The 24,068-nt window shown below is 44.5% G+C and carries 15 protein-coding genes and 1 riboswitch; of the genes, 5 read left to right on the forward strand and 10 right to left on the reverse strand.

What is annotated here, in order from left to right; genetic code table 11:
• Positions 1-4 precede the first annotated feature (4 nt).
• The 7 genes from cobM to DWW23_RS07365 form a co-directional block, all read right to left on the reverse strand.
• Complete coding sequence (cobM, locus tag DWW23_RS07330) at positions 5-1,849, reverse strand: precorrin-4 C(11)-methyltransferase (protein ID WP_122352634.1); 1,845 nt, start codon at positions 1,847-1,849, stop codon at positions 5-7.
• Between the two features lie 7 nt (positions 1,850-1,856).
• Positions 1,857-3,065, reverse strand: coding sequence for a precorrin-6y C5,15-methyltransferase (decarboxylating) subunit CbiE (gene cbiE, locus DWW23_RS07335; protein WP_122352635.1), 1,209 nt, complete (start codon positions 3,063-3,065; stop codon positions 1,857-1,859).
• Positions 3,062-4,474 (reverse strand): precorrin-3B C(17)-methyltransferase, encoded by a 1,413-nt coding sequence (gene cobJ / locus DWW23_RS07340; protein ID WP_122352852.1) that lies wholly within the window; start codon positions 4,472-4,474, stop codon positions 3,062-3,064. Before cobJ ends, cbiE begins: the two co-directional genes overlap by 4 nt.
• Before the next feature lie 470 nt (positions 4,475-4,944).
• A complete protein-coding gene (locus DWW23_RS07350; protein ID WP_229800945.1) occupies positions 4,945-5,610 on the reverse strand; it encodes an AraC family transcriptional regulator in 666 nt (221 codons plus the stop codon).
• 553 nt (positions 5,611-6,163) lie between these two features.
• Positions 6,164-8,521, reverse strand: coding sequence for a TonB-dependent siderophore receptor (locus DWW23_RS07355; RefSeq protein ID WP_233564285.1), 2,358 nt, complete (start codon positions 8,519-8,521; stop codon positions 6,164-6,166).
• Complete coding sequence (locus tag DWW23_RS07360; protein ID WP_122352638.1) at positions 8,518-9,999, reverse strand: PepSY domain-containing protein; 1,482 nt, start codon at positions 9,997-9,999, stop codon at positions 8,518-8,520. Before DWW23_RS07360 ends, DWW23_RS07355 begins: the two co-directional genes overlap by 4 nt.
• 18 nt (positions 10,000-10,017) lie before the next feature.
• Positions 10,018-10,932 carry a sirohydrochlorin cobaltochelatase gene (locus tag DWW23_RS07365; protein WP_122352853.1) on the reverse strand — a complete coding sequence of 305 codons (915 nt, stop codon included), beginning with the start codon at positions 10,930-10,932 and terminating at the stop codon, positions 10,018-10,020.
• A gap of 124 nt (positions 10,933-11,056) precedes the next feature.
• Positions 11,057-11,253, reverse strand: a riboswitch (cobalamin riboswitch).
• Positions 11,254-11,393: 140 nt separating this feature from the next.
• On the opposite strand from DWW23_RS07365, the gene aspT reads away from it, so the two are divergent.
• The 5 genes from aspT (at position 11,394) to DWW23_RS07390 (ending at position 20,084) form a co-directional block, all read left to right on the forward strand.
• Positions 11,394-13,091, forward strand: coding sequence for an aspartate-alanine antiporter (gene aspT, locus DWW23_RS07370; RefSeq protein WP_122352639.1), 1,698 nt, complete (start codon positions 11,394-11,396; stop codon positions 13,089-13,091).
• Between the two features lie 180 nt (positions 13,092-13,271).
• Complete coding sequence (locus tag DWW23_RS07375; protein ID WP_122352640.1) at positions 13,272-14,924, forward strand: bifunctional aspartate transaminase/aspartate 4-decarboxylase; 1,653 nt, start codon at positions 13,272-13,274, stop codon at positions 14,922-14,924.
• 274 nt (positions 14,925-15,198) lie between these two features.
• Positions 15,199-17,445: an aconitate hydratase gene (locus tag DWW23_RS07380; RefSeq protein ID WP_122352641.1), complete on the forward strand. Its 2,247-nt coding sequence runs from the start codon at positions 15,199-15,201 to the stop codon at positions 17,443-17,445.
• A gap of 12 nt (positions 17,446-17,457) precedes the next feature.
• Positions 17,458-18,717 carry an NADP-dependent isocitrate dehydrogenase gene (gene icd, locus DWW23_RS07385; protein ID WP_122352642.1) on the forward strand — a complete coding sequence of 420 codons (1,260 nt, stop codon included), beginning with the start codon at positions 17,458-17,460 and terminating at the stop codon, positions 18,715-18,717.
• Between the two features lie 20 nt (positions 18,718-18,737).
• Complete coding sequence (locus tag DWW23_RS07390; RefSeq protein ID WP_122352643.1) at positions 18,738-20,084, forward strand: citrate/2-methylcitrate synthase; 1,347 nt, start codon at positions 18,738-18,740, stop codon at positions 20,082-20,084.
• Between the two features lie 85 nt (positions 20,085-20,169).
• On the opposite strand, the gene DWW23_RS07395 is transcribed toward DWW23_RS07390, so the two are convergent.
• From DWW23_RS07395 to DWW23_RS07405, 3 genes are all read right to left on the reverse strand, one after another.
• A complete protein-coding gene (locus tag DWW23_RS07395) occupies positions 20,170-21,411 on the reverse strand; it encodes an Hsp70 family protein (RefSeq protein ID WP_122352644.1) in 1,242 nt (413 codons plus the stop codon).
• A gap of 85 nt (positions 21,412-21,496) precedes the next feature.
• Positions 21,497-23,263: an ATP-binding protein gene (locus DWW23_RS07400; protein ID WP_122352645.1), complete on the reverse strand. Its 1,767-nt coding sequence runs from the start codon at positions 23,261-23,263 to the stop codon at positions 21,497-21,499.
• 16 nt (positions 23,264-23,279) lie between these two features.
• On the reverse strand, positions 23,280-23,966 hold the full coding sequence (locus DWW23_RS07405) for a response regulator transcription factor (protein ID WP_122352646.1): 687 nt from the start codon (positions 23,964-23,966) through the stop codon (positions 23,280-23,282).
• Positions 23,967-24,068: the final 102 nt, after the last annotated feature.

The raw sequence follows: 24,068 nt of genomic DNA on the forward strand, positions 1-24,068 counted from the left end.
TGAATTATTTGCGGAACAAATGTTTGAACTCATCGGCATACAGCCGTGATAAACCTTCCCGATTATCGATCGCATCACCAACAACTAATAAGGTTGTTAATGTCAGATGATTATCTTTGACGATCTTAGCCAGGTCTTTCAATTCGCCCCGGTAAATACGTTCGTCTTTCCAGGTCAGTTTGTAGCAGGCGGCAACCGGTGTGGTAGGAGCGTAGTGTTGGAGAAGTTCATCCTGAACCTTGTCTGCAATCCCTGCGCTCAGGTAAATACACATCGTACTCTGGCTGGCAGCCAGTTTGTGTAACTGTTCTTTTTCGGGCATCGGCGTACGGCCTTCACCACGGGTAAGAATAATGGTCTGTACTTTTTCCGGAATGGTGAACTGCGACTGTAATGCGGCAGCAGCTGCCTGGAAGGAAGATATTCCCGGGGTGATATGATAACTCATATTATATTGATCGAAGAAAGCCATCTGTTCCTGTATAGCTCCGTAGATACAAGGATCGCCGGTATGCAGGCGGACGATGAATTTACCTTTGTCGTAGAACTCTTTCATCAGAAGGAATTGTTCTTCCAGATTCATGTCTGCCGAACTGCGTACGGTAGCTCCCGGTTTGGCACAAAAAGTGAGTTCTTTCGGGACCAGACTGCCTGCATATAAGATCAGGTCCGCTTTCTCAAGCATCCGGCGGCCACGGATAGAGATCAGTTCCGGATCACCGGGACCGGCACCAACTATCTCGATATGGCCCTGCCGCTGAACGGATTTATCCATTGCCACGGCAAATGTATAATCGTTGTGTTCTCCCAGTCGTCCTTTTTGTTTTTCCAGCAACAAAAGGCCGCCTCCGGCACTTTGTATAGCGGCAGCTTCTGCAACACTCGACGATTGGGTCACCTCTTTCACTTTGGAAGATGGGTTGGGTACAGATAATTTGTCCAATGTATCTGCCGGATATGTTTTGAAAGGACGATTCATAATGCCGTATGACAACAGAGCGAGTATCACTTCGTCCTTTTTCAAGTCGATGGAAGAAATATCGGCAAGCGACTCAGGGCAGAGGTTGTTGTCGATTAGTGTCGAGATAATATGCTGGTGCATTTCCATCGGATCGCCATTAAGCCCCTTCCGGCAACCGATACCCAGATGCAGCACTTTCGGGAAATAAGAGATCATCTTGGTCTCGGCTTCATAGATGAACGGCCCGACTGTGATTATCAATTCGAACTGGTCGAGCGGAATGTCGGAGAACTTATTGAATATTTGGACATGTTCGGGACGGCTTTGTTCGAGATACTCTGTACCTTTATCGCGGATGTTCAGTAAGAGGGCTGTCGGCCTTTTATTGACGAATGCGGCAATACATGCGTTCATCGCATTCTCATTGTCTGTCAGATCATCGGCCACAACCGACCAATCGAATTTCTCCGCCAGCGTATCGAGTGCCCATAGTCCGGTATTATCGCTTTGGGTGGTAACAATGGCATTTCCTCCCAGTATTTGTGCCAGTTCTATGCTCAGTTCGTTTGCTCCGCCGATATGGCCGGATAAAACCGGAATAATGTATTTACCGGTGCTATCGATGCAAATCACAGCGGGATCGGTGTGTTTATCCATCACATAAGGTGCGATACAACGTACACAGATACCCATTGCCCCGATAAAGATAATAGCATCCGATTGGAGGAACAGATCTCCAACAATGGAATCGATGGATTTCATCACCACTGTCTCTTCCTGCGATTCTTTGCTATATATCACCGCATTAGGATATTGCTTTTTTATTTGTCGTGCCAAAGGCAGGCTACTGACCGATACTACGACAATTGCTATAGATTTCTTATTCATCGTTTTTTTATTTTGCTTCTTTGAATGCCTTTAATATGGTGATCGGATTATAATCGCTCACACGTATATCCAACGGATCGTCCAATTTCAGTCCGGCTTCGTGGACTGCCTCTATAAACATTTTTTCGCTATCTTCGGATACAGAGTTGAAGACCAGTAAGCCGTCGGGTGCCAGATAACGGGCTACTTTGTGCACGATCTCTTTCAGTTTGCCGCCATGTCCTCCGATAAATACTGCATCGGGTGCGGGCAGGTCGGAGACATCTTCTTCCATAAAGTCACAGATATGTACATCAATACCCGGGGCTCCCAGCTTGGAACTGTTTTCCTCGATCAGCCTCCAGCATTCTTTGCGTATTTCAAATGCGTGGATATGCAGATGAGGATACTGGCGTTTGGCTTCGATGGATACGGAACCCGTACAGAAGCCGATATCCCAGAAATGATTACACATGGGGAGCATCAACATACTCATATCCAGTGTTCGAATAGGCGCTTTTGTAATCATCCGTTCCCTTCCGTCGAGCAATTCGAACATTTTGTCGGGAATGCCCAGCGGGCGATAGGTGATATCGTTGTACATACGCTGGAGGATCACGCAGTTCGGACTATCGAAAGGATGTTCCTCTGCTTCAGACAAGATAAGCGAACGTGAGATACGTTGCTTTTCCGGGTTACCCAAATGTTCGCCGATATACATTTTATATTGTGTGAAGCCGTATTTCAGTAAACGTTTGGCAATCGCAGCCGGGGTATGTACATGATCGGTCAGGATGCCTATCTTGGCTCTGTTTTCTATCAATGCACGGTCCAGTTCATGCCAGGGGCGTCCGGTGAGGGAAACCATGATCATGTCGTCGTAGGATATTTTTAGCTCGTGTGAAAGCATCTGCAGTGAATTGAACGAGGGCAGGAGTGTAATATCTGCGTCCGGCATCCGTTTGAGGATCGTCGAAGCAAATCCATAGAACAAAGGATCGCCCGAAGCGAATACAACGATCTTCTGGTGATATTCGTATTCGTCGAAAACTTTGTCGAGCGGTACTTTTATATCGATCCATACAGCTCCCTCAGGCAGGAAAGGCATAAGGATTTCATGATGCCGCTTACCTCCCGAAAAGTAGGTATTACCGTTGATGATATCTACTATCTTTTTGTTCTTGCTGATATAACTGGGGTCATCGGGGATGCCGATAACGATAAATTGAGTTCTCATACGTCTCTTCCTGGTTTTAAATTAATAGCATCATTGTAACAAAGTATAGAATTTACCAGTGTTGCGGCCAGGTTACTTCCGCCTTTCCGTCCTTCCACGATCAGTTTGGGAATAGAGGTAAACGGTTTTACCATATGTTTGGATTCCTGTACATGGACAAAGCCGACAGGTGCTGCGATAATTCCGGCAGGGGTTGCTTTTCCTTTGCGTATCAGATCGCATAGCTCCATCAAAGCAGTCGGTGCGTTACCGAAGACGAATAATGCATCCGGATGTTCGCCGACAGCTATCCTGATTCCGGCTTGTGTACGGGTAATTCCTTTCTCAGTAGCGAGAGCAACGGTCTTTTCGTCCTGCAGATAACATTTCACTTCGAGTCCCATGCGTTGCAAGGCTCCTTTGCGGATGCCGGATGCTGCCATTGTTACATCGGTGATAATGGTGCGGACTGCACCGCTGTTCAACCTGTCGTATAGCGAAGCTACCGCATTATCGTCGATCCGCAATATGTTCTCCATATCGAAATCGGCTGTTGTATGGATGGCATGCAGCAACGCCCATTTCTTATCTAACGGAATGTCTTTATTCTTCAGTTCTTTCTCGATGGTACGGAAGCTGCGGATCATGATATCCTGTCCGATCCCGGTTTCAGCTTTACCCATTTTGATTTCGCCGTAATAACCGCGCGGAGTGATCATCTTGTTGTCGAACCGGTAAGTTTGTGAATTACCGATAAGGATAACAGTGAACATATCCACCTGCTCAGGATCGAAATCAGCCAAAGTCGTGATCGTAACTTCCTGTTCTTCGCGTCCTGCCTGGCGAACGAAGCCGACGGGTGTCTGCGGGTCGCGTTCCTGCAGGAAAAGTTCGATCAGACGGTAAAGTTGCCAGTAGCGTCCTTCGCTTTTGGGATTGTAGATAGCTGTGATAAAGTCGGCCATTGCAGCCGCTTTGATCCGTTTCTCTATCAGTTCCCAGGGGGTCATCAGGTCGGAGAGAGAGAGCACACAGAAATCGTGTCCTACCGGAGCACCAAGCAGAGAGGCTGCTTTCTGGAATGCGCTGATACCAGGAAGAACCTCAATAGGGATGTTGCTCCCTTTTTCCCGTTGCATCTCGTAAATGAGCGGTGCCATTCCGTAAATACCGGCATCACCGGAACTGATAACCGTTACAACTTTGCCTTCGGCTGCATAATTATATGCTTCCTCAGCACGCGTTTTTTCCCGTTTCATCCCTGAGTCGATGCAGATTGCTCCGGGATGGATTATTTTCTCGATGAAGCGGAAATAATACTTATATCCTACGATTACATCTGATTGTCGGATAGCAGACAGTACTGCAGGTGTTATATCTGATTCACTGCCAGGGCCTATCCCGGCTACGATTATTTTACCTGTACCCATTTTAGCTTTGAGTTGTTGATTCTGATACTTTATATGATTAATCATACAGACACAAAGATAATCTATTTATTCTTATTTTCGGGCAGATTTGGTATTTCTATTATTACAACCGGAAGTTCAGCTCTCCATACTCTGTTCTTTTTGTGTTCAGAAAAGCGTTTTAAAGCCTTGCGTTTGAGGTGGAGATATTGTAGCCAGGAAATTACCCGTATCAATACAACAAGTAAAATCACCCCCGACAAAATATAACTGACTAAAGGAGTTGACATCTTCTCCTCAATAAGACAATTATCCCAACCCTTAATCTGGGATAATAACACATACATTTTGGTCATCATAATTTAAAGAATCTGTATTTAGATATACAAAGGTAAAGTGTGTAAAAGGAGAGAGGTGTATACAATGTCACATATAAAATATATAATCTGATATAAAAGTGGAAATACTGATCGAAAAGGAATAATAATCTCTTATCGATTTAATTTCTTTCTCAATTCTTCGGGAGTAACTCCGAATTGAGTCTTACAGAATTTGTAGAAATGTGAGTGTGAACTGAAGTCGAACTCATCTATTATGCTCTTGAAATCCTCCTCTTTTGTTGTCAGGCATTTTAAGATCCGTTTTGCCTTTTCATTCAGTAGCCATTGGTATGCGGGAATACCGAATGTCTCTTTGAATTTGATCCGGAAAGTATTCACTCCGTATCCCATCAAGTTGGCTAATTCTTTTACATTCTTTACTTTCATATAATTTGCTGCAACATGTCTCTCGAAGTCTGTGGTATGGTTGACCAGCAAATAGAAAAAATTACCTAGTTCTTCTTTTGTGTATATTCTTTTAAGAAGATAGAACATTTCATCTCTTTTGGAGGCGTACAGTTTATAGTCCAGGTAATTATTCTCCTGATACTGAATGAGGAGTTTCAAGAAACTGTATAAAGGTTCGATTATCTTCAATTCGATCCATTCGAATGTCGATTCAGGCAGCAGGTCATATTTGGCCTGGAAACTCAAAAGCTCGTCGATAGTCAGGCTATCGAAGGTAAAAAGCAGGACTTTTGAGCATGGGGCAATCTCATAGGTACAATTATCGAACATTTTAATAAATAACATATAAGGTTCTTCAATAAACTTCATTTTGATATGTGGAGAGTTTATTTTCAGAGACCCGCCCAGAATGAAAATAATCATATTATTGTATATGCAAGATTTTGTTAGTTTTGTTCCTTCAGGTTTATTAAAGAGATCAAAACCGGCATGCAGTATTTGGTTATTTGATACTTCGGAAGAAGTATTGTTGATCGTACTTTTCATCTTTTGGCCTAGATTTAGTTATTATTTCTATCGCTTATGAATGTAGATGCAAAAAAAGTACAATGTTACAGTTCCGCATATATATAAAATATCATTTTATGTGCATAAATTAATATAAATAAAAATACAAGTGAATGAGATAAATAATTAGTTGATAACAGATAAAATATCTATTGTTATTGCTCCATTAATATTATAGTATAAGGATATTAGTATTCTGAAATAGAAGCTTTGAGTTAATCACACTTGGACTTTGAACTGCAAAGATATATAAAGTATTGATTATTTGAATAAAAAACGGTCGTTTCCCTATATTAAGAGAAGCGACCGTTCTTATATAATACAGTGCTGTATGCAAGCACAGGGTAACGGGATCTTATCTGAAATTGTAAGAGATAGTAGCTATAAAATTGCAAGGTTTACCTAAAACGGTACTCTTTACAAAGTATTCTTTATTAAAGAGGTTGTTTACGTTTACAGCCAGGTTGATTGACTTTTTGATGGTATAGTAAATGCCTGCATCAACGATGTAGCAGGATGGAATATATGAGTTATCGGCAATATTCTGGTAGATACGGTCTGTAAATGTTCCGCTCAGGTGGAATGACAGATCTTTCAACGCACCTTTAGGGATTGTGTAGTCTGCATAAGTATAGAAGGTAACGCGCGGAACTCCTGTGCTGCGTTGTCCGGTTGTTTCACTGAAATTAAACCAATCCGCATTCGTGTCTATATTTTTGAGAAAACTACTCATCAGACGATAGTCAGACCATCCGCATCCGCCTACGATTTGCAGGTTAGCGATAGGACGTAATGTAAGATCGATGTCAAAACCCTTGGTGTCTGCACGACCGACTTGTGCCTGAACATTTTTATCTACAGCAGCTCCATTTTCTTCTGTAGACATTTTACCGATTGTCTTGACGACATTATGTTTACGAATGTAATAAATACTGGCATTCACTTCCAATAACTGGTTCAATTCATAACGGGCTCCCACTTCATACTGATTACCTCTTTCCGGTTTGAAGACTTCTCCTCCGGTTTCATCAGGATTGAAGAGTTTTCCATCGGCTCCCATATATAGTATATTTTTATCATAAAATGTTTTATTCGGTTTGAAATAGGAAGCTGCGGAAGCATAGATAGAAACTGCCGGAATCGGCAGATAGACGATGCCGCCACGATAGGTAAAAGCTGCAGTACTAACTTTATTCCAGTCTGTACGATTCTCTTTTTCGTAATGTTGACGTCCGTCATCGATCAATGCTGAGGCGCTCTTATATTTGTAAATGTCAAGACGTCCGCCCAACATCCCTTTCCAGTGATCGTTGATCTCGAAGACATCATGCAGATAGATACCATTGGTGATATATTTGGCAATACTCGCTTTAGAGACTTTACTATCCCACCAGTCACGTACAATATGAGGGTTATCAACCGGAAGTATCTGATTTTTGCCTGGTCCCCAAACATCATCGCTGTTATATCCTGTATAATTGGTATAATCGAAATAGGTATAGTTCCATCCCAATGTATAATTGTTGGTGATGAAGCCTGTTTCGATTTTTCCTGTTAGTTCGGTGGTATTTGTGATGGAATAATTATCCGGATTAAAACATAGCGGGTCTCCTGATCGTAGCGAATCGAGATTTACATATGTTTTTTTCCCTTTTCTATCGAAATAATACAAATCATAAATAGGGTCTGAACTGCTGACATATGACATTCCTTCTACACAACAGTAATCCAAATTGCTGTGTCCGTAGGATAGAGTTTCACGGAATTTCATCCAGTCAGTTAACGGTTGGGTATATTGCATACGTACATCCATGTTACGGCGGTGCATCTTATTGTTTGCAAAGTCGTTGTACACGGTATGGGGATCGGCTGTGGGGTGCAGTGCTCCGCTAGGTAGATAAAGTTTGTCATCGGATGCATAAAATATATCTCCCGGCATTGTCGGCGCCGCACCTATCTCCGTGGTATAATGGTCGTCATTGAAACTGATATTTCCTTCGAAATAGCCTTTTCCTATTTCTGCTCCCAGGGCGAAGAGGCCGGAGAAACGATCAGCATTCACATCGCGGTAACCATCGCCTGTACCATAATGAATATTTGCACGGTAATTGACCGGACCGATCAGTTTGCCACCGAAACCGACTGTTGCTTCTTTCTGGTTCCAGCTACCGTAGCTGATGCTGGCATTTGCCGAGAAATCGGCAGATGCCTTTTTCGTTATGATATTGATAACGCCACCCATGACCGAGTGTCCGCTCAGGATAGAAGCCGGACCTTTGATTACTTCTATCGATTCGACAAAAGAAAGATCGCCGAACGGCATTGTGTTTAACAGTGTACGCTCGTCACGGATTCCGTCGATAGCGAATACGGCGTCCGACGTACCACGAATGCTGTACCGCTGGAAAGCACCCAGCTGGTTGCTGCTCAATGTAACCCCCGGCAGGAAACGTACGGCATCTTCCATATTCAGGATATGCTTTCTTTCCAGTGTCTTGCTGTCCAGGCGGGTAACAGTGATAGGAAGGAACTTCAGTGGAACATCCATGTTCAGCAATTGGACCGGTTGTTCCCGTAATGGCGTTGCCTGTTTCTTTTTAGCTGTAATTTCAACATTGCCGACGGTAAAGATCGAGTCGGTGATACTTCTCTGTCCGAACATGAATGACGGACAAGCGATAACCATTGATAAGAGTAAAATTTGCTTTCTCATACTTTTTGTTTAAAAAATCTATTTGCCTTTCTGATAATCCATTTGATCGATAATACGACCCCGGTCAATGACAGGAATGTCCCGCCGAGTAGTAAAGTGTACATAACGATATTCCAGAGTACCGGACGGTCGGTAAGGAATTTGATGTTGAGACTGTGAAGACCGCTGTAAAGTAAACGGCGTAACCGGCCGTCATCGTCTACCCGTCGCTGCATCAGCGTTTCCGGCTGATAGTAATGGCGTGTATGCATTTCATCGTCGACGATGATACGGTAGACCGGCAACTGCGTACGATCTTTCTTGCGTCCGTAATAATCCTGGTCGTATTCCGTAAGTAAATCTAATTTATAGGGGATGCTGTCTCCATACATTTTAACCGCCTCTTTTCGTACCATATCTTCGGTCAGGAGGAAAATCCGGATTGCTGTTGTATCGGTCGCATCGATATTGATTGTTTGCGAATCGGTGGTAAGCCTGTAGTAAGGATACTTTTGCCAGGTTGCCCATTCGATGCTTTTTACACTGTCGACCGCCTCCAGTACTTTCCGGTAATCCAGATGATAGGCAGAGGCGACAAAACGTCCTTCCGATCCGCCCCACGGGATGCGGCGTGACATATCCTGCTTTTCTTTCGGAGCTTTTTTCATCCAGTCGGGAATATCCATTAACGACATCATTCCGCTGAAAGCGAATGTAATGGTGAAAATACCGAAGATCAATCCACTGACATAATGCCATTTGAACCATCTTTTCCTGTAAGGGGAAAATAACTTCTTATGGCGGTTGCGCCAGGCCAGTTGTATGGAAAGGATCAATCCTGCCAGGCACATGATACAACCGATGCCGGAACTCCATTTCACGAAGTTGATCCAGGCAACCTGATTCTGGCGGAGCGATGTGAAGTAAACCCAGTGGGGAATGGCTCCGAGCCACGCCCATAAGCGCTGGTCTTTGTCGGTGAATTGCAGGACGCGCCCTGTTTTTGAAGAAATATAGAGTTCATGGCGGCCATCATCCGCAAATGTATATTTATAGATGGGGAACTCTTCGCGCAACCGTCCGAAAGGAATCCATTGATCCAGCTTATACATCGAATCCACACGCAGGATCGGAGATGAGCACCATTGTGCTGCAGTCCGCTTGATAGTTTCGTCATTTATTGCTTCGACTGGTTGCAGAGAGTCTGCATAGAGTGTTTCGGGCGTATTCTTTCCCCGGAAATGAACCACAGGCCGGTCAAAATACATTTCCATGGAGAGTGAACGGACCTGTGCTGAATCGGGAAGAACGGACAGAAGAGTTTCCATATCCGGCAAATTTCCGTCGATAACCTGTTGCCTTTCTAATTTATCCTGTTGTGATGCTCTGGGAAATGAATGATAGATCATTACTATACCTGAAAGAAACCACATCAGAAATAAGATACTCAGAAGTAATCCGAGTATCTTATGTGTAAGTTTTAGTATTTTTCTGAACATTTAGTTTTGTGCTTGAACTTAGTCCTTTTCAGCAGCGTATTGTTTTTTCTTTTCAGTGATATTGACCATTTTATGTTTGGCCGCAAACCTGGCATGATCGATGAATAGTTTCTGGATGTCCGGATTTTGTCCTAATCCCTGCATAAAGACAGACACCTGGTAACCTTTGCTTTCCAGTTCCTGCTTCATATCGCCTGCTATATCGTTGTTGGCATGGTCGCCTGCTACAAACATAAAAGGCATCAGCAGTACTTTCTTTACACCGCTGGCATCCAGTTTGGCTACCATATCGTCGAAAGAAGGATAGCCTTCTACGGTGGTTACATGGTAATCGGTATATCCTTTGGATTGCAGCATATAATCCATCATGGCATACTGTGCCGTGGCTGGTGTATACGTTCCGTGTCCGACAAGAACCGTCGCGCCTTCTTTGGCTCCGTTCTTTGCTACGGCTGCTATCACATCTTCAAAGTCATGCGGTGTATAAAGCAGCGGGTTGCCGATACGTACCTCTTTGAAATTCTTTTCCAGCGGTGCAATGTCTTTGCGAAGCGATTCCATTTCCACCCCTTCGATAATGTTTGTAGATTGGATGAGGATATGAGTATATCCGTCTGCTTTCAGTTTTTCCAGTGCTTCGACCGGATTCAGTTTTTCGATACCGCGGGCTTTCAGGCGGCGTGCCACGATGCGGGAAGTGTAGGCTTCGCGTACTTCCATGTCTTTGAAGGCTTCTTGCGCTTTCCGGTTGATCGCGTCGATGGTGAGAGCACGGGTGTCGTCATACGTGGTACCGAAATGTACCATTAATAAGGCGGCTTTGTCACCCGGTTGCATGGAGGCCAGCATGTCGGATGCCTTGAAGTTCTCGCCGTCATGTGCCCAGCACATAGGTGCGAGCATACAAGCAATAAGTAATAGTAAATGTTTCATATAATGTAAATTAAAAGGTAACGAACGAATACGACAAGCCACAATACCGGCTGTCGGTAAACATTTTCTTTTATCAAAAAGAGATTGTCCGTATGTTTTATCATTCTCCTGACCCCGGGGGAATACGATATAAATAAACCTTGGCAGGTTTCCTGACTTGCCCGGAAAGCGACCTTCCCATCCTTGTATCGGACAGTGGTGTAAGAATGCTTTCCTTATTATCGGGCTCCACAGTAGCGGGCACTGTTCCGGATTCAAACCGGATTCCCTTTTATACGATTAACGGAATGTTATCGTATCACCAAAGCGGGGACAAAGATAGAAAATTATTTAAAATAAGATGGATTTTATATTCTCTTAATTGAATCGGCCGGAACAACTTCCTTGTGGATACTGTTCCATTTACCACAATAAAACCGGACATATCGTATGTCTTAATATTAACGCCAAACAATTAATATATGGAGTGGTTTGCAGATTTACTCAAACATTATCCGGAACTGGCCATTTTTCTTACACTGGCATTGGGCTTCTGGATCGGTAAATTTAAAATAGGGAAGTTTTCTTTGGGGACAGTTACCAGTGTTCTACTGGTCGGAGTATTGATCGGACAATTGCATATAGAGATCGGTGCACCAATTAAATCGGTATTCTTTCTTTTGTTCCTGTTTGCTGTCGGCTACAGTGTAGGACCACAGTTCTTTCGGGGACTGAAGAAGGAAGGGCTTCCGCAGATGCTTTTTGCAGCATTGATGTGCCTGTTCTGTTTGTTCATTCCTTTCCTTCTTGCCAAACTGATGGGATATAATGCGGGCGAAGCTGCCGGGTTACTGGCCGGTTCACAGACTATTTCGGCCGTATTGGGAGTAGCGGAAGATACGATCAATCAGGGAAGCCTGAGCGATGCTGATAAAACGGCTATGATCAATGTGATGCCGGTGGCTTATGCCGTGTCGTATATTTTCGGTACGGCGGGTTCTGCCTGGATCATGAGTGACGTGGCTCCCCGTCTGCTGGGTGGACTGGCATCCGTGAAAAAGGCTTGTAAAGAACTGGAAGCCAGGATGGGAAATGATGACGAAAGTGAGCAGCCCGGATTTATGCCTGCAGCACGTCCTATCACTTTCCGGGCTTATAAGATAAGCAATGACTGGTTCGGTGCCGGAAAGACCGTACAGGAACTGGAGGATTATCTGGAAGAGCAGGGGCGCCGCTTGTTTGTGGAGCGTGTCCGTATCAATAATGTTATTTATGATGTGAAGCCGGACCTGATGCTCCAGAAAGGAAATGAAGTTGTCTTGAGCGGACGGCGTGAGTTTGTGATCGGTGAGGAAGACTGGATAGGGGATGAAGTGAATGATATCGATTTGCTGGATTTCCCCGCAGAGACATTACCTGTATTGATCTCCCGCAAGAAGTTTGCAGGCATGACGGTGGCACAACTCCGCAAGGAAAAGGTGATGCATGGTGTCAGTATCAAGAGTATCAAACGTGCCGGGATCAGTATTCCGGTATTGGCTGCGACCCGGATCGATCCGGGCGATATGCTCGAACTGGTCGGGACAAAGCTGGAAGTGAATGAGGCGGCTGCTACTTTGGGATACGCCGATCGACCTACGAACCAGACGGATATGATCTTTGTCGGGTTGGGTATCTTTATCGGTGGTATAATCGGTTCGCTGGCTATCCACTTCGGGGATATTCCTGTCAGCCTGAGTACGAGTGGCGGGGCGTTGATTGCCGGGTTGGTATTCGGATGGCTTCGCTCCAAACATCCGACATTCGGACGCATTCCGGAGCCTTCGCTTTGGGTGTTGAATAATGTCGGACTGAATATGTTCATTGCCGTGGTCGGGATTACGGCAGGTCCGAGTTTTGTGACCGGATTTAAGGAAGTAGGGGTGAGCCTGTTTGTTATCGGTGCTTTGGCAACGACTATCCCGTTGATTGCCGGTGTCCTTATGGGACGTTATCTCTTTAAATTCCATCCGGCCATCACTCTTGGCTGTACTTCCGGTGCACGAACGACAACTGCCGCCCTCGGTGCCGTGGAAGATGCGGTGGAGAGCCAGACACCGGCATTAGGTTATACTGTTACCTATGCGGTAGGTAATACTCTTTTAATTATCTGGGGAGTAGTAATCGTGTTGTTGATGTAGGGATAACGGGCCAGTGCCATTACTGTGGCAAGACTCTGCCATGCCTTTGGCACAACTCTGCCATTACTATGGCATAACTCTGCCACTAGAGTGGCACTGGCTTCGGCTTAGGAGAGAACATACTCTTTTCATAAGAGTAAATCTGGTAAAAACAAGCATTAATTATACATTATATATAATATGGAAGATAAAAAGAAAATCGTAGTTACCCGTGAATACGAAAAGAAGATGTCGGAGATCAGTCCATTCGAATTAAAAGATATCCTGATCGACCTGGCCGATGAAAGTGCACGTAAGAGCACACACATCATGTTGAATGCCGGACGCGGCAACCCAAACTGGATCGCCACCACACCCCGCGAAGCCTTTTTCCTGCTTGGTCAGTTCGGCTTGGAAGAATGCCGCCGGGGGACTAAGCTGGAAGATGGAATGGTCGGCCTTGCCGGTGTTCCCCAGAAACCGAGTATTGCCTATCGTTTCCGGGAGTTCCTCGACAAGCACGAGGGAACGCCGGGTTCCAAGCTTTTACGCGATACTTATAATTATATGGTACGTGAAAAAGGTGTCGATGAAAATGATCTTGTCCATGAATGGGCGGAAGGTGTAATAGGTGATCAGTATCCGATCCCCGACCGTATTTTGAAATATACGGAAGTCCTAGTCCGTGACTATCTGGATCAGGCTCTTTGCAACAACCTTCCCCCTGAAGGGAAATTCGACCTGTTTGCTACTGAAGGCGGAACGGCAGCCATGTGTTACATTTTTGATTCCCTGCAACAGAACTTCCTGTTGAATAAAGGAGATAAGATCGTCTTGTTCGCCCCGGTCTTTACACCGTATATCGAAATACCCGAACAGGCACGTTACCTGTTTGATGTAACAGAAATACATGCATTGAAAATGACGGGTGACGGCTATCATACCTGGCAGTATCAGGAAAAGGACCTGGATATATTGAAAGATAAATCGGTTAAGGCTGCCTTTATCGTCAATCCGAGTAACCCGCCTTCTTACGCACTGACACACGGACTGACGGAATGTCTGGTCGATATCGTAACCAATTACAATCCCGACCTGATGATCATTACCGATGATGTGTATGCCACTTATGTTCCCGGTTTCCGTTCCCTGATGGCGGAATTGCCGGACAACACCTTGTGTGTCTATTCTTTCTCCAAATACTTCGGAGCCACAGGCTGGCGTCTGGCTGTAGTCTCTTTACACGAAAAGAATATTTACGACCGGATGATCACTGAATTACCGGACGATAAGAAAGCAGCACTGACAAAACGTTACAGCAGCATCATGCTCGACCCGTCGAAGATGAAGTTCATCGACCGTATGGTTGCCGACAGCCGCCAGGTTGCACTTAATCATACAGCCGGTCTTTCCCTGCCGCAACAGACACAGATGGCTTTGTTTGCTTCCTTCTCTATCCTGGATACCGAGAATCTGTATCAGTCGCGAATGGTGGAAATTATCCATGAACGCCTGCATACGCTTTGGGAAAGTACAGGCTTTACTTTGCTGGATGATCCTCTTCGTGCCGGTTATTACAGTGAGATAGATATGGAAGTCTGGGCAAAGAAGTTCTACGGAGATGAATTTGTAGAATATCTGAAAGCCAATTACGAACCGGTCGATGTCGTATTCCGGCTGGCACAGGAAACTGCGCTCGTCCTCTTGAACGGAGGTGGCTTCGATGCTCCCGAATGGTCGATCCGCGCTTCGCTGGCAAACCTGAAACAGGGTGATTATGTACGGATCGGAGAAGGGATTGCTTCTATTCTGCATAGTTATGCCGACAGGTGGAAGGAATCTAAAAAACAATAAACATACATATTCGTTAATATCTATTGAACAAAATAAGTTCGCCGCGCGTTTTATAAATGAACGTAAGGCGAACTTTTTATTTGTATAGATATCCTCTATGGTCTCATAGACATTATTGAATAAAAGGTGTTTTATTTATATATACATTTGTTAATGAGAAAATAGAATTGCAAAACGATAGCTGTCATCTATATTACATTCTTTATGGCAATGAATCGTTTTATTTGCATACAAACAAGCATTCTGATAAACAAACAACTAATAGGATTATAATATGGTGTACGACATTGAAATGCTGAGAAGCTTTTATTCCAATTTCCCGAAACGGGTAGATGCGGCCCGCGAAAAGATCGGTCGTCCGATGACTTTGGCCGAGAAAATCTTATATGCTCATTTATATGATGAAGAAGCACTCCGCTTGTTCAGGCGCGGAGATGATTATGTGAACTTCCGTCCCGACCGTGTGGCGATGCAGGATGCGACAGCGCAGATGGCATTGTTACAGTTTATGAATGCTGGAAAAGACAAATCGGCTGTTCCTGCTACCGTTCATTGCGACCATCTGATCCAGGCAAATATCGGGGCGAAAGCGGATATTGAAACAGCGACCAAGGGGAACAGCGAGGTATATGATTTCCTTAAATCCGTATCCGATAAGTTCGGGATCGGTTTCTGGAAGCCCGGAGCTGGCATTATTCACCAGGTTGTGCTGGAAAATTATGCATTCCCCGGCGGAATGATGGTGGGGACAGATTCCCATACGCCGAATGCCGGAGGTCTGGGAATGGTTGCCATTGGTGTCGGTGGCGCTGATGCGGTCGATGTAATGACCGGTATGGAATGGGAACTGAAGATGCCGAAACTGATCGGTGTTAAACTGACCGGACGTCTGAATGGCTGGGCTTCTCCCAAAGATGTCATCTTGAAATTGGCTGGAATTCTGACAGTGAAAGGCGGGACGAATGCCATTATCGAATATTTCGGTGAAGGTGCTTCCTCTATTTCCGCTACGGGAAAAGCGACGATCTGTAACATGGGGGCCGAAGTCGGAGCAACTACTTCATTATTCCCCTACGACCTGAATATGGCTACTTATCTGCGTGCCACCGGACGTGATACGGTTGCCGCCTGGGCCGACGCTATTCAGGATTATCTGGAAGCCGATATGGAAGTGAGGGCACAGCCGGATGAATATTACGACCGTGTAATCGTGATCGACCTATCGGAACTGGAACCGCATATCAACGGTCCGTTCACTCCGGATGCAGCGACACCTATCTCTGAATTTGCTGCTAAAGTGAAGGCTAACGGTTATCCGCGTAAGATGGAAGTCGGTCTGATCGGTTCGTGTACCAACTCTTCTTACCAGGACTTGAGCCGTGCTGTCTCCATTGCCCGCCAGGCTTTTGAAGATAAGATTCCTGTCGCTTCTCCGTTGATTATCAATCCGGGTTCGGAACAGATCCGTTACACAGCCGAACGTGACGGTATTATCGGTGACTTTGAAAAGATCGGTGCAACGATCATGGCAAATGCCTGTGGCCCGTGTATCGGACAGTGGAAACGTCATACCGACGATAACACCCGTAAGAATTCTATTGTAACCTCCTTTAACCGTAATTTCGCCAAACGTGCAGATGGAAATCCGAACACACATGCTTTTGTCGCTTCTCCGGAACTGACTCTTGCCTTGACAATTGCAGGAGACCTTTGCTTTAATCCGCTGACAGATACATTGAAGACCGAAGACGGTCGTGAAGTTAAACTCCGTGAACCGCAGGGTACGGATTTTCCACCTGATGGTTTCGATGTCAAAGACAACGGTTATCTGGCTCCGACCGGAAAGAATGTGGTAGTAAATATCAATCCCGAATCAAATCGTTTGCAGGTCTTGCAGCCTTTTGCCCCGTGGGACGGAAATGACCTGTTGGAAATGCCGCTTTTGATAAAAGCGTCCGGCAAATGTACGACAGACCATATTTCGATGGCCGGTCCGTGGCTGCGTTTCCGTGGTCACTTGGAAAATATTTCCGATAATATGCTGATGGGAGCAGTGAATGCTTTCAACGGCCAGACGAATGCAGTGTTGAATCAGTTGAATAATGAATATGAGGCTGTTTCTGCTGTTGCCAAACAGTATAAGGCGAAAGGTATTTCGTCCATTGTGGTTGCTGAGGAAAACTATGGCGAAGGTTCATCCCGCGAACATGCGGCAATGGAACCCCGCTTCCTGAATGTGAAGGTGATCCTCGCCAAGAGTTTTGCCCGTATCCATGAGACGAACCTGAAAAAACAGGGCATGCTGGCCCTGACCTTTGTAAATAAGGAAGACTATGATAAGATCCGCGAAAACGATCATATCTCTATCGTCGGTCTGAAAGACTTTGCGCCGGGTAAACCTTTGGCAGCTATCTTGTATCATGCGGACGGCACACAGGAATCATTCCCCGTAAATCATACGTACAATGATTTACAGATCAAGTGGTTCAAAGCCGGGTCGGCATTGAATGTAGCACATTAATAAACTATCACAATGAATAAAATAACAAAACAAAACGGCCGCCTGATTGTCCCGGACAAGGTGGTTATTCCTTATATAGAAGGTGACGGTGTGGGAGCAGAGATCACCCCGGTCAGCCAGAAGATTGTCAATGCCGCTATTGAAAAAGCATATGGTGGTAAACGCTCCATAGAATGGAAAGAAGTCCTGGCTGGTGAAAAAGCATTTAATAAAACAGGCAGCTGGTTACCAGAAGAAACAATGGATGCCTTCCGCGAATATATGGTCGGTATAAAAGGACCGCTGACTACTCCGATCGGTGGCGGTATCCGTTCCCTGAATGTCGCTTTGCGCCAGACACTCGACCTGTATGTCTGCCTGCGCCCTGTCCGTTGGTTCAAAGGAGTTGTTTCTCCGGTAAAAGAGCCGCAGAAAGTGGATATGTACATCTTCCGTGAAAATACGGAAGATATTTATGCCGGTATCGAATGGCAGCAGGGAACGCCGGAAGCTGCTAAATTCCTGAAGTTCCTGACGGAAGAAATGGGAGTGACGAAAGTCCGCTTCCCGGAAACGTCTTCGTTCGGTGTGAAGCCTGTCTCTGTAGAAGGAACCGAACGCCTGGTACGTGCTGCTATCGAATTTGCTCTGACGAATAAATTACCGAGCGTAACGCTGGTGCATAAAGGTAATATCATGAAATTTACCGAAGGTGGTTTCAAGCTCTGGGGATATGCTCTTGCAGAACGCGAGTTCGGAGATAAGACATTCACCTGGCCGCAATATGAAAAGATCAAAAAGGAAAAAGGCGAAGCTGAAGCCGTTAAAGCGATGTTTGAAGCGACTGCCGCCGGAAAAGTGATCATCAAGGATGTGATAGCAGATGCTTTCCTGCAAAACACCCTGTTGATTCCCGAAGAGTATTCGGTTATCGCAACCCTGAATCTGAATGGTGATTATATATCGGACCAGTTAGCAGCGATGGTTGGCGGCATAGGCATTGCACCGGGTGCCAATATTAACTACGACAGTGGTTATGCTATTTTTGAAGCAACCCACGGTACGGCTCCCAATATTGCCGGAAAGAATATCGTGAATCCGTCATCCCTCTTGCTCTCATCCGTGATGATGCTTGAATATATGGGCTGGGATAAAGCGGCCGGACTGATCACTGCTGCTATGGAAGAAGCATTCTCAAAAGGAGAAGCAACGAATGACCTGGCACGCTTTATGCCGGAAGGAAAAACTCTTGGCACCAAGGAATTTGGTGATTGTATCATATCTTTATTGTAACCTCGTAAAAATAATTCGTGATGAAAAAAGAATATCTTATTTATAAGCTGTCGGATGCGTCGAAGGATGCCTGCAAGATCGATAATGAACTGTTCCCGATGTATAACGTGAAACGCGGTTTGCGCAATGAAGACGGCAGCGGCGTATTGGTCGGATTGACCAAGATAGGTAATGTGGTCGGTTACGAACGTCTGCCGGATAACGGCGGTTTGAAAGCCATCCCCGGGAAATTGTTTTACAGAGGTTATGATGTCGAAGATCTGGCACATGCTCTGATCAAGGAAAAACGTTTCGGTTTTGAGGAGGTTGCTTATCTGCTTCTTTCCGGCAAATTGCCCGATAAGGAGGAACTGGAATCTTTCAAAGGACTGATCTGCGACAACATGCCGCTGGAACAGAAAACAAAGATGAATATTCTCGATCTGGAAGGCCAGAATATTATGAATATATTGGCTCGCAGCGTACTGGAAATGTATACTTTCGACCCGAATCCGGACGATACCTCCCGTGACAACCTGATGCGTCAGTCTATTGAACTGATCTCCCGGTTCCCGACCATAATAGCTTATGCTTATAATATTTTCCGTCATAGTACACACGGCCGTTCGTTGCATATTCGCCACCCGCACGAAAATCTTTCGCTTGCAGAGAACTTCCTGCACATGCTGAAAAAGGACTTTACCGAACTGGATGCCCGTACATTGGATTTATTGCTTGTTTTACAGGCTGAACACGGCGGTGGTAACAACTCGACCTTTACGGTTCGCGTAACCAGTTCGACAGGAACTGATACTTATTCTTCCATTGCGGCTGGTATCGGTTCGCTGAAAGGCCCGTTGCATGGTGGGGCCAATATTCAGGTTGTCGATATGTTCCATCACCTGAAAGAGAACATCGGCGATTGGAAGAATGTAGATGAAATAGATACGTATTTTATGCGTATGCTGAATAAAGAAGCCTATAATAAGACCGGTTTGATTTATGGTATTGGTCATGCCGTCTATACCATTTCCGATCCGCGTGCCGTCGTACTTAAAGAACTGGCCCGCGATCTGGCAAAGGAAAAAGGACGCGAAGAAGAGTTCGCCTTCCTGGAGTTACTGGAAGAACGTGCTATCGAATGTTTTGCGAAGCATAAAGGAACGAAGAAACGTGTTTCTTCAAACGTAGACTTCTATTCCGGCTTTGTCTATGAAATGATCGGTCTGCCGCAGGAAATCTATACACCGCTATTCGCTATGGCACGTATTGTAGGTTGGACTGCCCACCGTATCGAAGAGCTGCACTTCGACGGTAAACGTATCATCCGTCCGGCTTATAAGAATGTTCTGGAAGAAGCGACTTATGTTCCGATATCCGAACGTTGATAGAAAATCAAAGGTATAATTAAAGGCTATATGAAAAGCATCGATGAGTTTTTCGTATAGCCTTTGTTTTGATATCTATTAGAGATTAGTAACTGAGCGATAACCCGTATGCCACACTATTAAAAGTATTTCCTGTGCGTATCTTATCCTCTCCGAAGATACGATAAAGAATTTCTCTTACCGGAATAACAAGGCTGCTGCCGCCTGTGATGAAAACCGAATCGATATCCTCGGCTTTGTATTTGGCTGTTTCGAGCATCTTGCGGAGGTACTGCTCGATCTCGTTCGTATGTCGTTCGATGATCGTGGCGAACTCGGATGGTGTGAAAGGTTCGTGTATGCTGATAGCATCCTTTTCAAAGTCTATCGTAGTTTCTTTTCCGTCCGAGAGGTTTATCTTGGACTGTTCGATTCTTTTGAATAGGGAGAATACATAGTTATTGTCTATTAAAACCCTGACATTGTTTATTCTGGGATTGTTACCTGAAAGATGATAGTAACTATCCATCGAACGGCGCAGCTTACTTTCTTTCAGCATAAATGTCCTTTCCCAGTTTTTCAGTTCACGGTAAAGGATGGAGGGAACTTCAATTTCCTTATCGTAGGATTGATATTTGACACCGCGGCCCAGGTGAGGAGTCACTTTATACCACATGATTTCCGAATCGAACAGGTCACCGCCGATATAGACACCGCCATGAGCAATGATATCGTCTTTGCGGTCTTCTTTCCGGATTTTCCCGGGCGACAGGTTCATAATGGTAAAATCGGACGTACCGCCGCCGAGATCAGCTACCAGTACATTTTCACTATGGTCGAGTTGTTGTTCGTAGGAGAGGGCGGCAGCGATTGGTTCCAGTTGCAGCTTGATATTTTTGAAACCAGCATTGCGGGCGGCAAGCGTCAAGCGATTGACAGCGAGATTTTCCTGTTTTATGTCTTCAGAGAAAACAGCAGGTCTTCCGAGTATCACATCGGTTATTTCTGTGCCGGTAAAGGCTTCCGCTTTTTCTTTCAGATGGCGGATGATGCAGGTAACGAGCTGATCGGGCGTCATTCTTTTACCGGATATCCAGGTAGAAAGAAATTTGTCCTGACGGAGCAGCGTCTTGACGGATTTCAGCAGACGCCCGGTCATTTCTTCTTCTATGTATTTATTGTGGGCTTCTTTTCCCACATAGTATTTCATTTCATTTGTGTCCGGAAAGTACAGAATGGAACTGGTGCTGTATGAAAATACTTCTTTCCGTGTTGCTTTGTCTGTGAGTGATATAATGGAATTGGATGTTCCGAAATCCAGACCGCATGTCAAATCTTTTATATTCATCTTTGCCTTATCTTTTAAGAAAAAATAGGGCGCGAAGATATAAAATACGACACATTTATATACTATATATACATGTAATTTATGTTTATATTTTTTTCTTCAGGGTAAAGAAGAAAGTGACTCCTTTCCCCGGGCTGCTTTTTGCAGAGATCTGTCCTTTATGGAAATTGACTCCGTTTTTAACGATAGACAATCCTAATCCGGTTCCTCCGACTTTCCGGCTGCGTCCTTTATCCACCCGGTAGAATCTTTCAAAGATCCGGTTGATATGTTCTTCTGAAATACCGACACCGTTATCTGCAAAGCTGAAATAATAGAATTTAGGATCTTCCTTATAACAGTTTACCGTGATCCGGCTTCCTTCTCCGGCATAGGCAATTGAATTGTCATATAGATTCCGGAAGATAGAATATAATAATGAATAATTACCGTGTATCGTAGGATCACCGGGCAAAATAATCTCGGAAGTAATCTGTTTTTCTTCCATCTCTTTTGAGCATTCCTTTTGGATCTCTGCGATCAGTTTCGGAATGTTTATATCAGACAGATCGAACATGTCGGAAGCTTCGTCCAGACGGTTCAGAACAGAAATATCCCGTAATAATCCTGTCAGGCGGGTACTTTGTGAGTAACAACGTTCCAGGAAAAACTGACGTTTGTCGGAAGTGAGTTCCGGATTGCTGATGATCGTTTCCAGATATCCCTGAATGCTGCTGACGGGTGTTTTCAACTCGTGTGCTACGTTCTGTGTAAGCTGACGTTTCATCCGGCTTTCCTCTTCCTGGCGCGAAATGTCATTGATGGAGATCTCGTAGCTGTTATCCAGGAACAGGATACATTCGATCAGGAATATTTTTCCGTTCTTATCGATGGTGACAGATTCACGCAAAACCTTGCGTTTACGATTCGTATTAGGAATATTTTTATTCAGAAATGCCTTGATCGGTTCCAGCTCATGGATCTCTATCACTTCCTCGGCTTGCCGTATCTGACTGTCGGAGATAACGTTCGAGAACTGAATGAGAAGAATATTCGACAGGATCTCTTTCCCTTCGGGTGTAAACATGGCAAACCCTTCTTTGGCATATTGGAAATGTTTTATCAGCTTTTCACGCTCCATAGAGAGTTCGTCTTTTGCCTTTTGCTGTTGATGATATAAAGTGATGATGTTCTTTGAAATATCGCCTAGTTCATCATTGGGAAAGGTATAATCAGTCTCCGGTATCCGGTCTTTTTCAATATTCAGGGCAAAATCTCGTAATTTGGAGATGGTCCGGCCGATACTGAAAGTGAAACGGGAGAGGACGAAGAAAAAAATCAGGGTCATCAATATCATAAAATATATGAAGTCCTTGTCTGTCGATAAGGCACTTTGCACATACGGATCATAAGGGAGTGCCGAGCGGTAGATATAGCTGCCGATGTTGCTGGCCGAATAAAAATATCGTCTGCCTGTCGATCCGGAGGTTCGGATGGCAAAGCCTTCGTTATACAAACGGGCTTTACGTACTTCGCTGCGGTCGTTATGATTATTAAATTCTTCTGTTCCGCTATTATCGAATAGCACTTTACCGTTAGGATCGATAATTGTTACACGTAACTCTTTCTGTGGAATCTCCTCGATGAATTGCTGTACGACTTTGTTGATATCGGCATCTTGTTGGGTACGGCGAAATAATTGGTAATTATAGTTACTCAATACATTATTCAACTTTTCCTGCGAAAATTCCCGTTCCCGTTGATATTGAAACAACAGAAAACAAACAGTGAATCCAAGGAACATCACAAAAATGGACCAGAATAGCCGTTGACTGAACGGCATCCGGTTTCTCATCTTTTCTACTCTTACCATAATTCAAATAACAGGATTAGCATTCAAAACAATAACCGAAGCCGAGGCGGGTAACAATGTTTTTTCCGTAAGGGCCTATCTTTTTCCGTAACCGGGTAATATTTACGTCTATTGTACGGTCCAGCACATATACTTCGTCTTTCCAGATGCGTGACAATATCTCTTCGCGTGAAAAAACATTCCCTTTATTCTCCAATAGTAATTTAAGTATTTCAAATTCTTTTTTGGTCAGGGGCACTTCTTTGCCGTCAACCGATGCTTTGATACGTTTTGTATCTAACACTAATGTTTCATAGTTGAGGCGCTCGTTTATATCGACTTTTTCCTTTTCAGCCGTTCTTCGTAACACGGCTTTAACACGTGCGACTACCTGACGGATCGAAAATGGTTTTGAAATATAATCGTCCGCTCCCAGGTTAAAGCCTGTCAACATATCGTTTTCAGTATCTTTCGCTGTCAGGAAGATAATCGGGATATTGGAAGTGTTTTCTTCTTTCCTTAAAATACTCGCCATCTTGAATCCGGAGATTTCTCCCATCATGACGTCCAGTAAAAGTAGTTGATAAACAGATAGATCCTTTTTTAAAGCTTCTTCTGCACTGAAGGCGGTATCCACTTCGTAACCTTCTATTTCCAGATTGAATTTGAGGATTTCGCACAAGTCCTCTTCATCATCCACAACAAGTATTCGGGGCATATCCATAGTCTTTTTATTTTATTTGAAATGAACAATTCATTCCATCGTTTACAAAATTAATTATTTTCTGCAAAGGAAGGCATTCGGTATTTCGGCAGAGTGAAATAA

It is taken from the genome of Parabacteroides sp. AF14-59 (assembly GCF_003479515.1).
Taxonomy (GTDB): domain Bacteria; phylum Bacteroidota; class Bacteroidia; order Bacteroidales; family Tannerellaceae; genus Parabacteroides; species Parabacteroides faecis.

Bases quoted from the DNA above. Each gene is read 5' to 3' on its own strand.
- cobM (WP_122352634.1), bottom strand. From the start codon at position 1,849: ATGAATAAGAAATCTATAGCAATTGTCGTAGTATCGGTCAGTAGCCTG.
- cbiE (WP_122352635.1), bottom strand. From the start codon at position 3,065: ATGAGAACTCAATTTATCGTTATCGGCATCCCCGATGACCCCAGTTAT.
- cobJ (WP_122352852.1), bottom strand. From the start codon at position 4,474: ATGGGTACAGGTAAAATAATCGTAGCCGGGATAGGCCCTGGCAGTGAA.
- DWW23_RS07350 (WP_229800945.1), bottom strand. From the start codon at position 5,610: ATGAAGTTTATTGAAGAACCTTATATGTTATTTATTAAAATGTTCGAT.
- DWW23_RS07355 (WP_233564285.1), bottom strand. From the start codon at position 8,521: ATGAGAAAGCAAATTTTACTCTTATCAATGGTTATCGCTTGTCCGTCA.
- DWW23_RS07360 (WP_122352638.1), bottom strand. From the start codon at position 9,999: ATGTTCAGAAAAATACTAAAACTTACACATAAGATACTCGGATTACTT.
- DWW23_RS07365 (WP_122352853.1), bottom strand. From the start codon at position 10,932: ATGAAACATTTACTATTACTTATTGCTTGTATGCTCGCACCTATGTGC.
- aspT (WP_122352639.1), top strand. From the start codon at position 11,394: ATGGAGTGGTTTGCAGATTTACTCAAACATTATCCGGAACTGGCCATT.
- DWW23_RS07375 (WP_122352640.1), top strand. From the start codon at position 13,272: ATGGAAGATAAAAAGAAAATCGTAGTTACCCGTGAATACGAAAAGAAG.
- DWW23_RS07380 (WP_122352641.1), top strand. From the start codon at position 15,199: ATGGTGTACGACATTGAAATGCTGAGAAGCTTTTATTCCAATTTCCCG.
- icd (WP_122352642.1), top strand. From the start codon at position 17,458: ATGAATAAAATAACAAAACAAAACGGCCGCCTGATTGTCCCGGACAAG.
- DWW23_RS07390 (WP_122352643.1), top strand. From the start codon at position 18,738: ATGAAAAAAGAATATCTTATTTATAAGCTGTCGGATGCGTCGAAGGAT.
- DWW23_RS07395 (WP_122352644.1), bottom strand. From the start codon at position 21,411: ATGAATATAAAAGATTTGACATGCGGTCTGGATTTCGGAACATCCAAT.
- DWW23_RS07400 (WP_122352645.1), bottom strand. From the start codon at position 23,263: ATGGTAAGAGTAGAAAAGATGAGAAACCGGATGCCGTTCAGTCAACGG.
- DWW23_RS07405 (WP_122352646.1), bottom strand. From the start codon at position 23,966: ATGGATATGCCCCGAATACTTGTTGTGGATGATGAAGAGGACTTGTGC.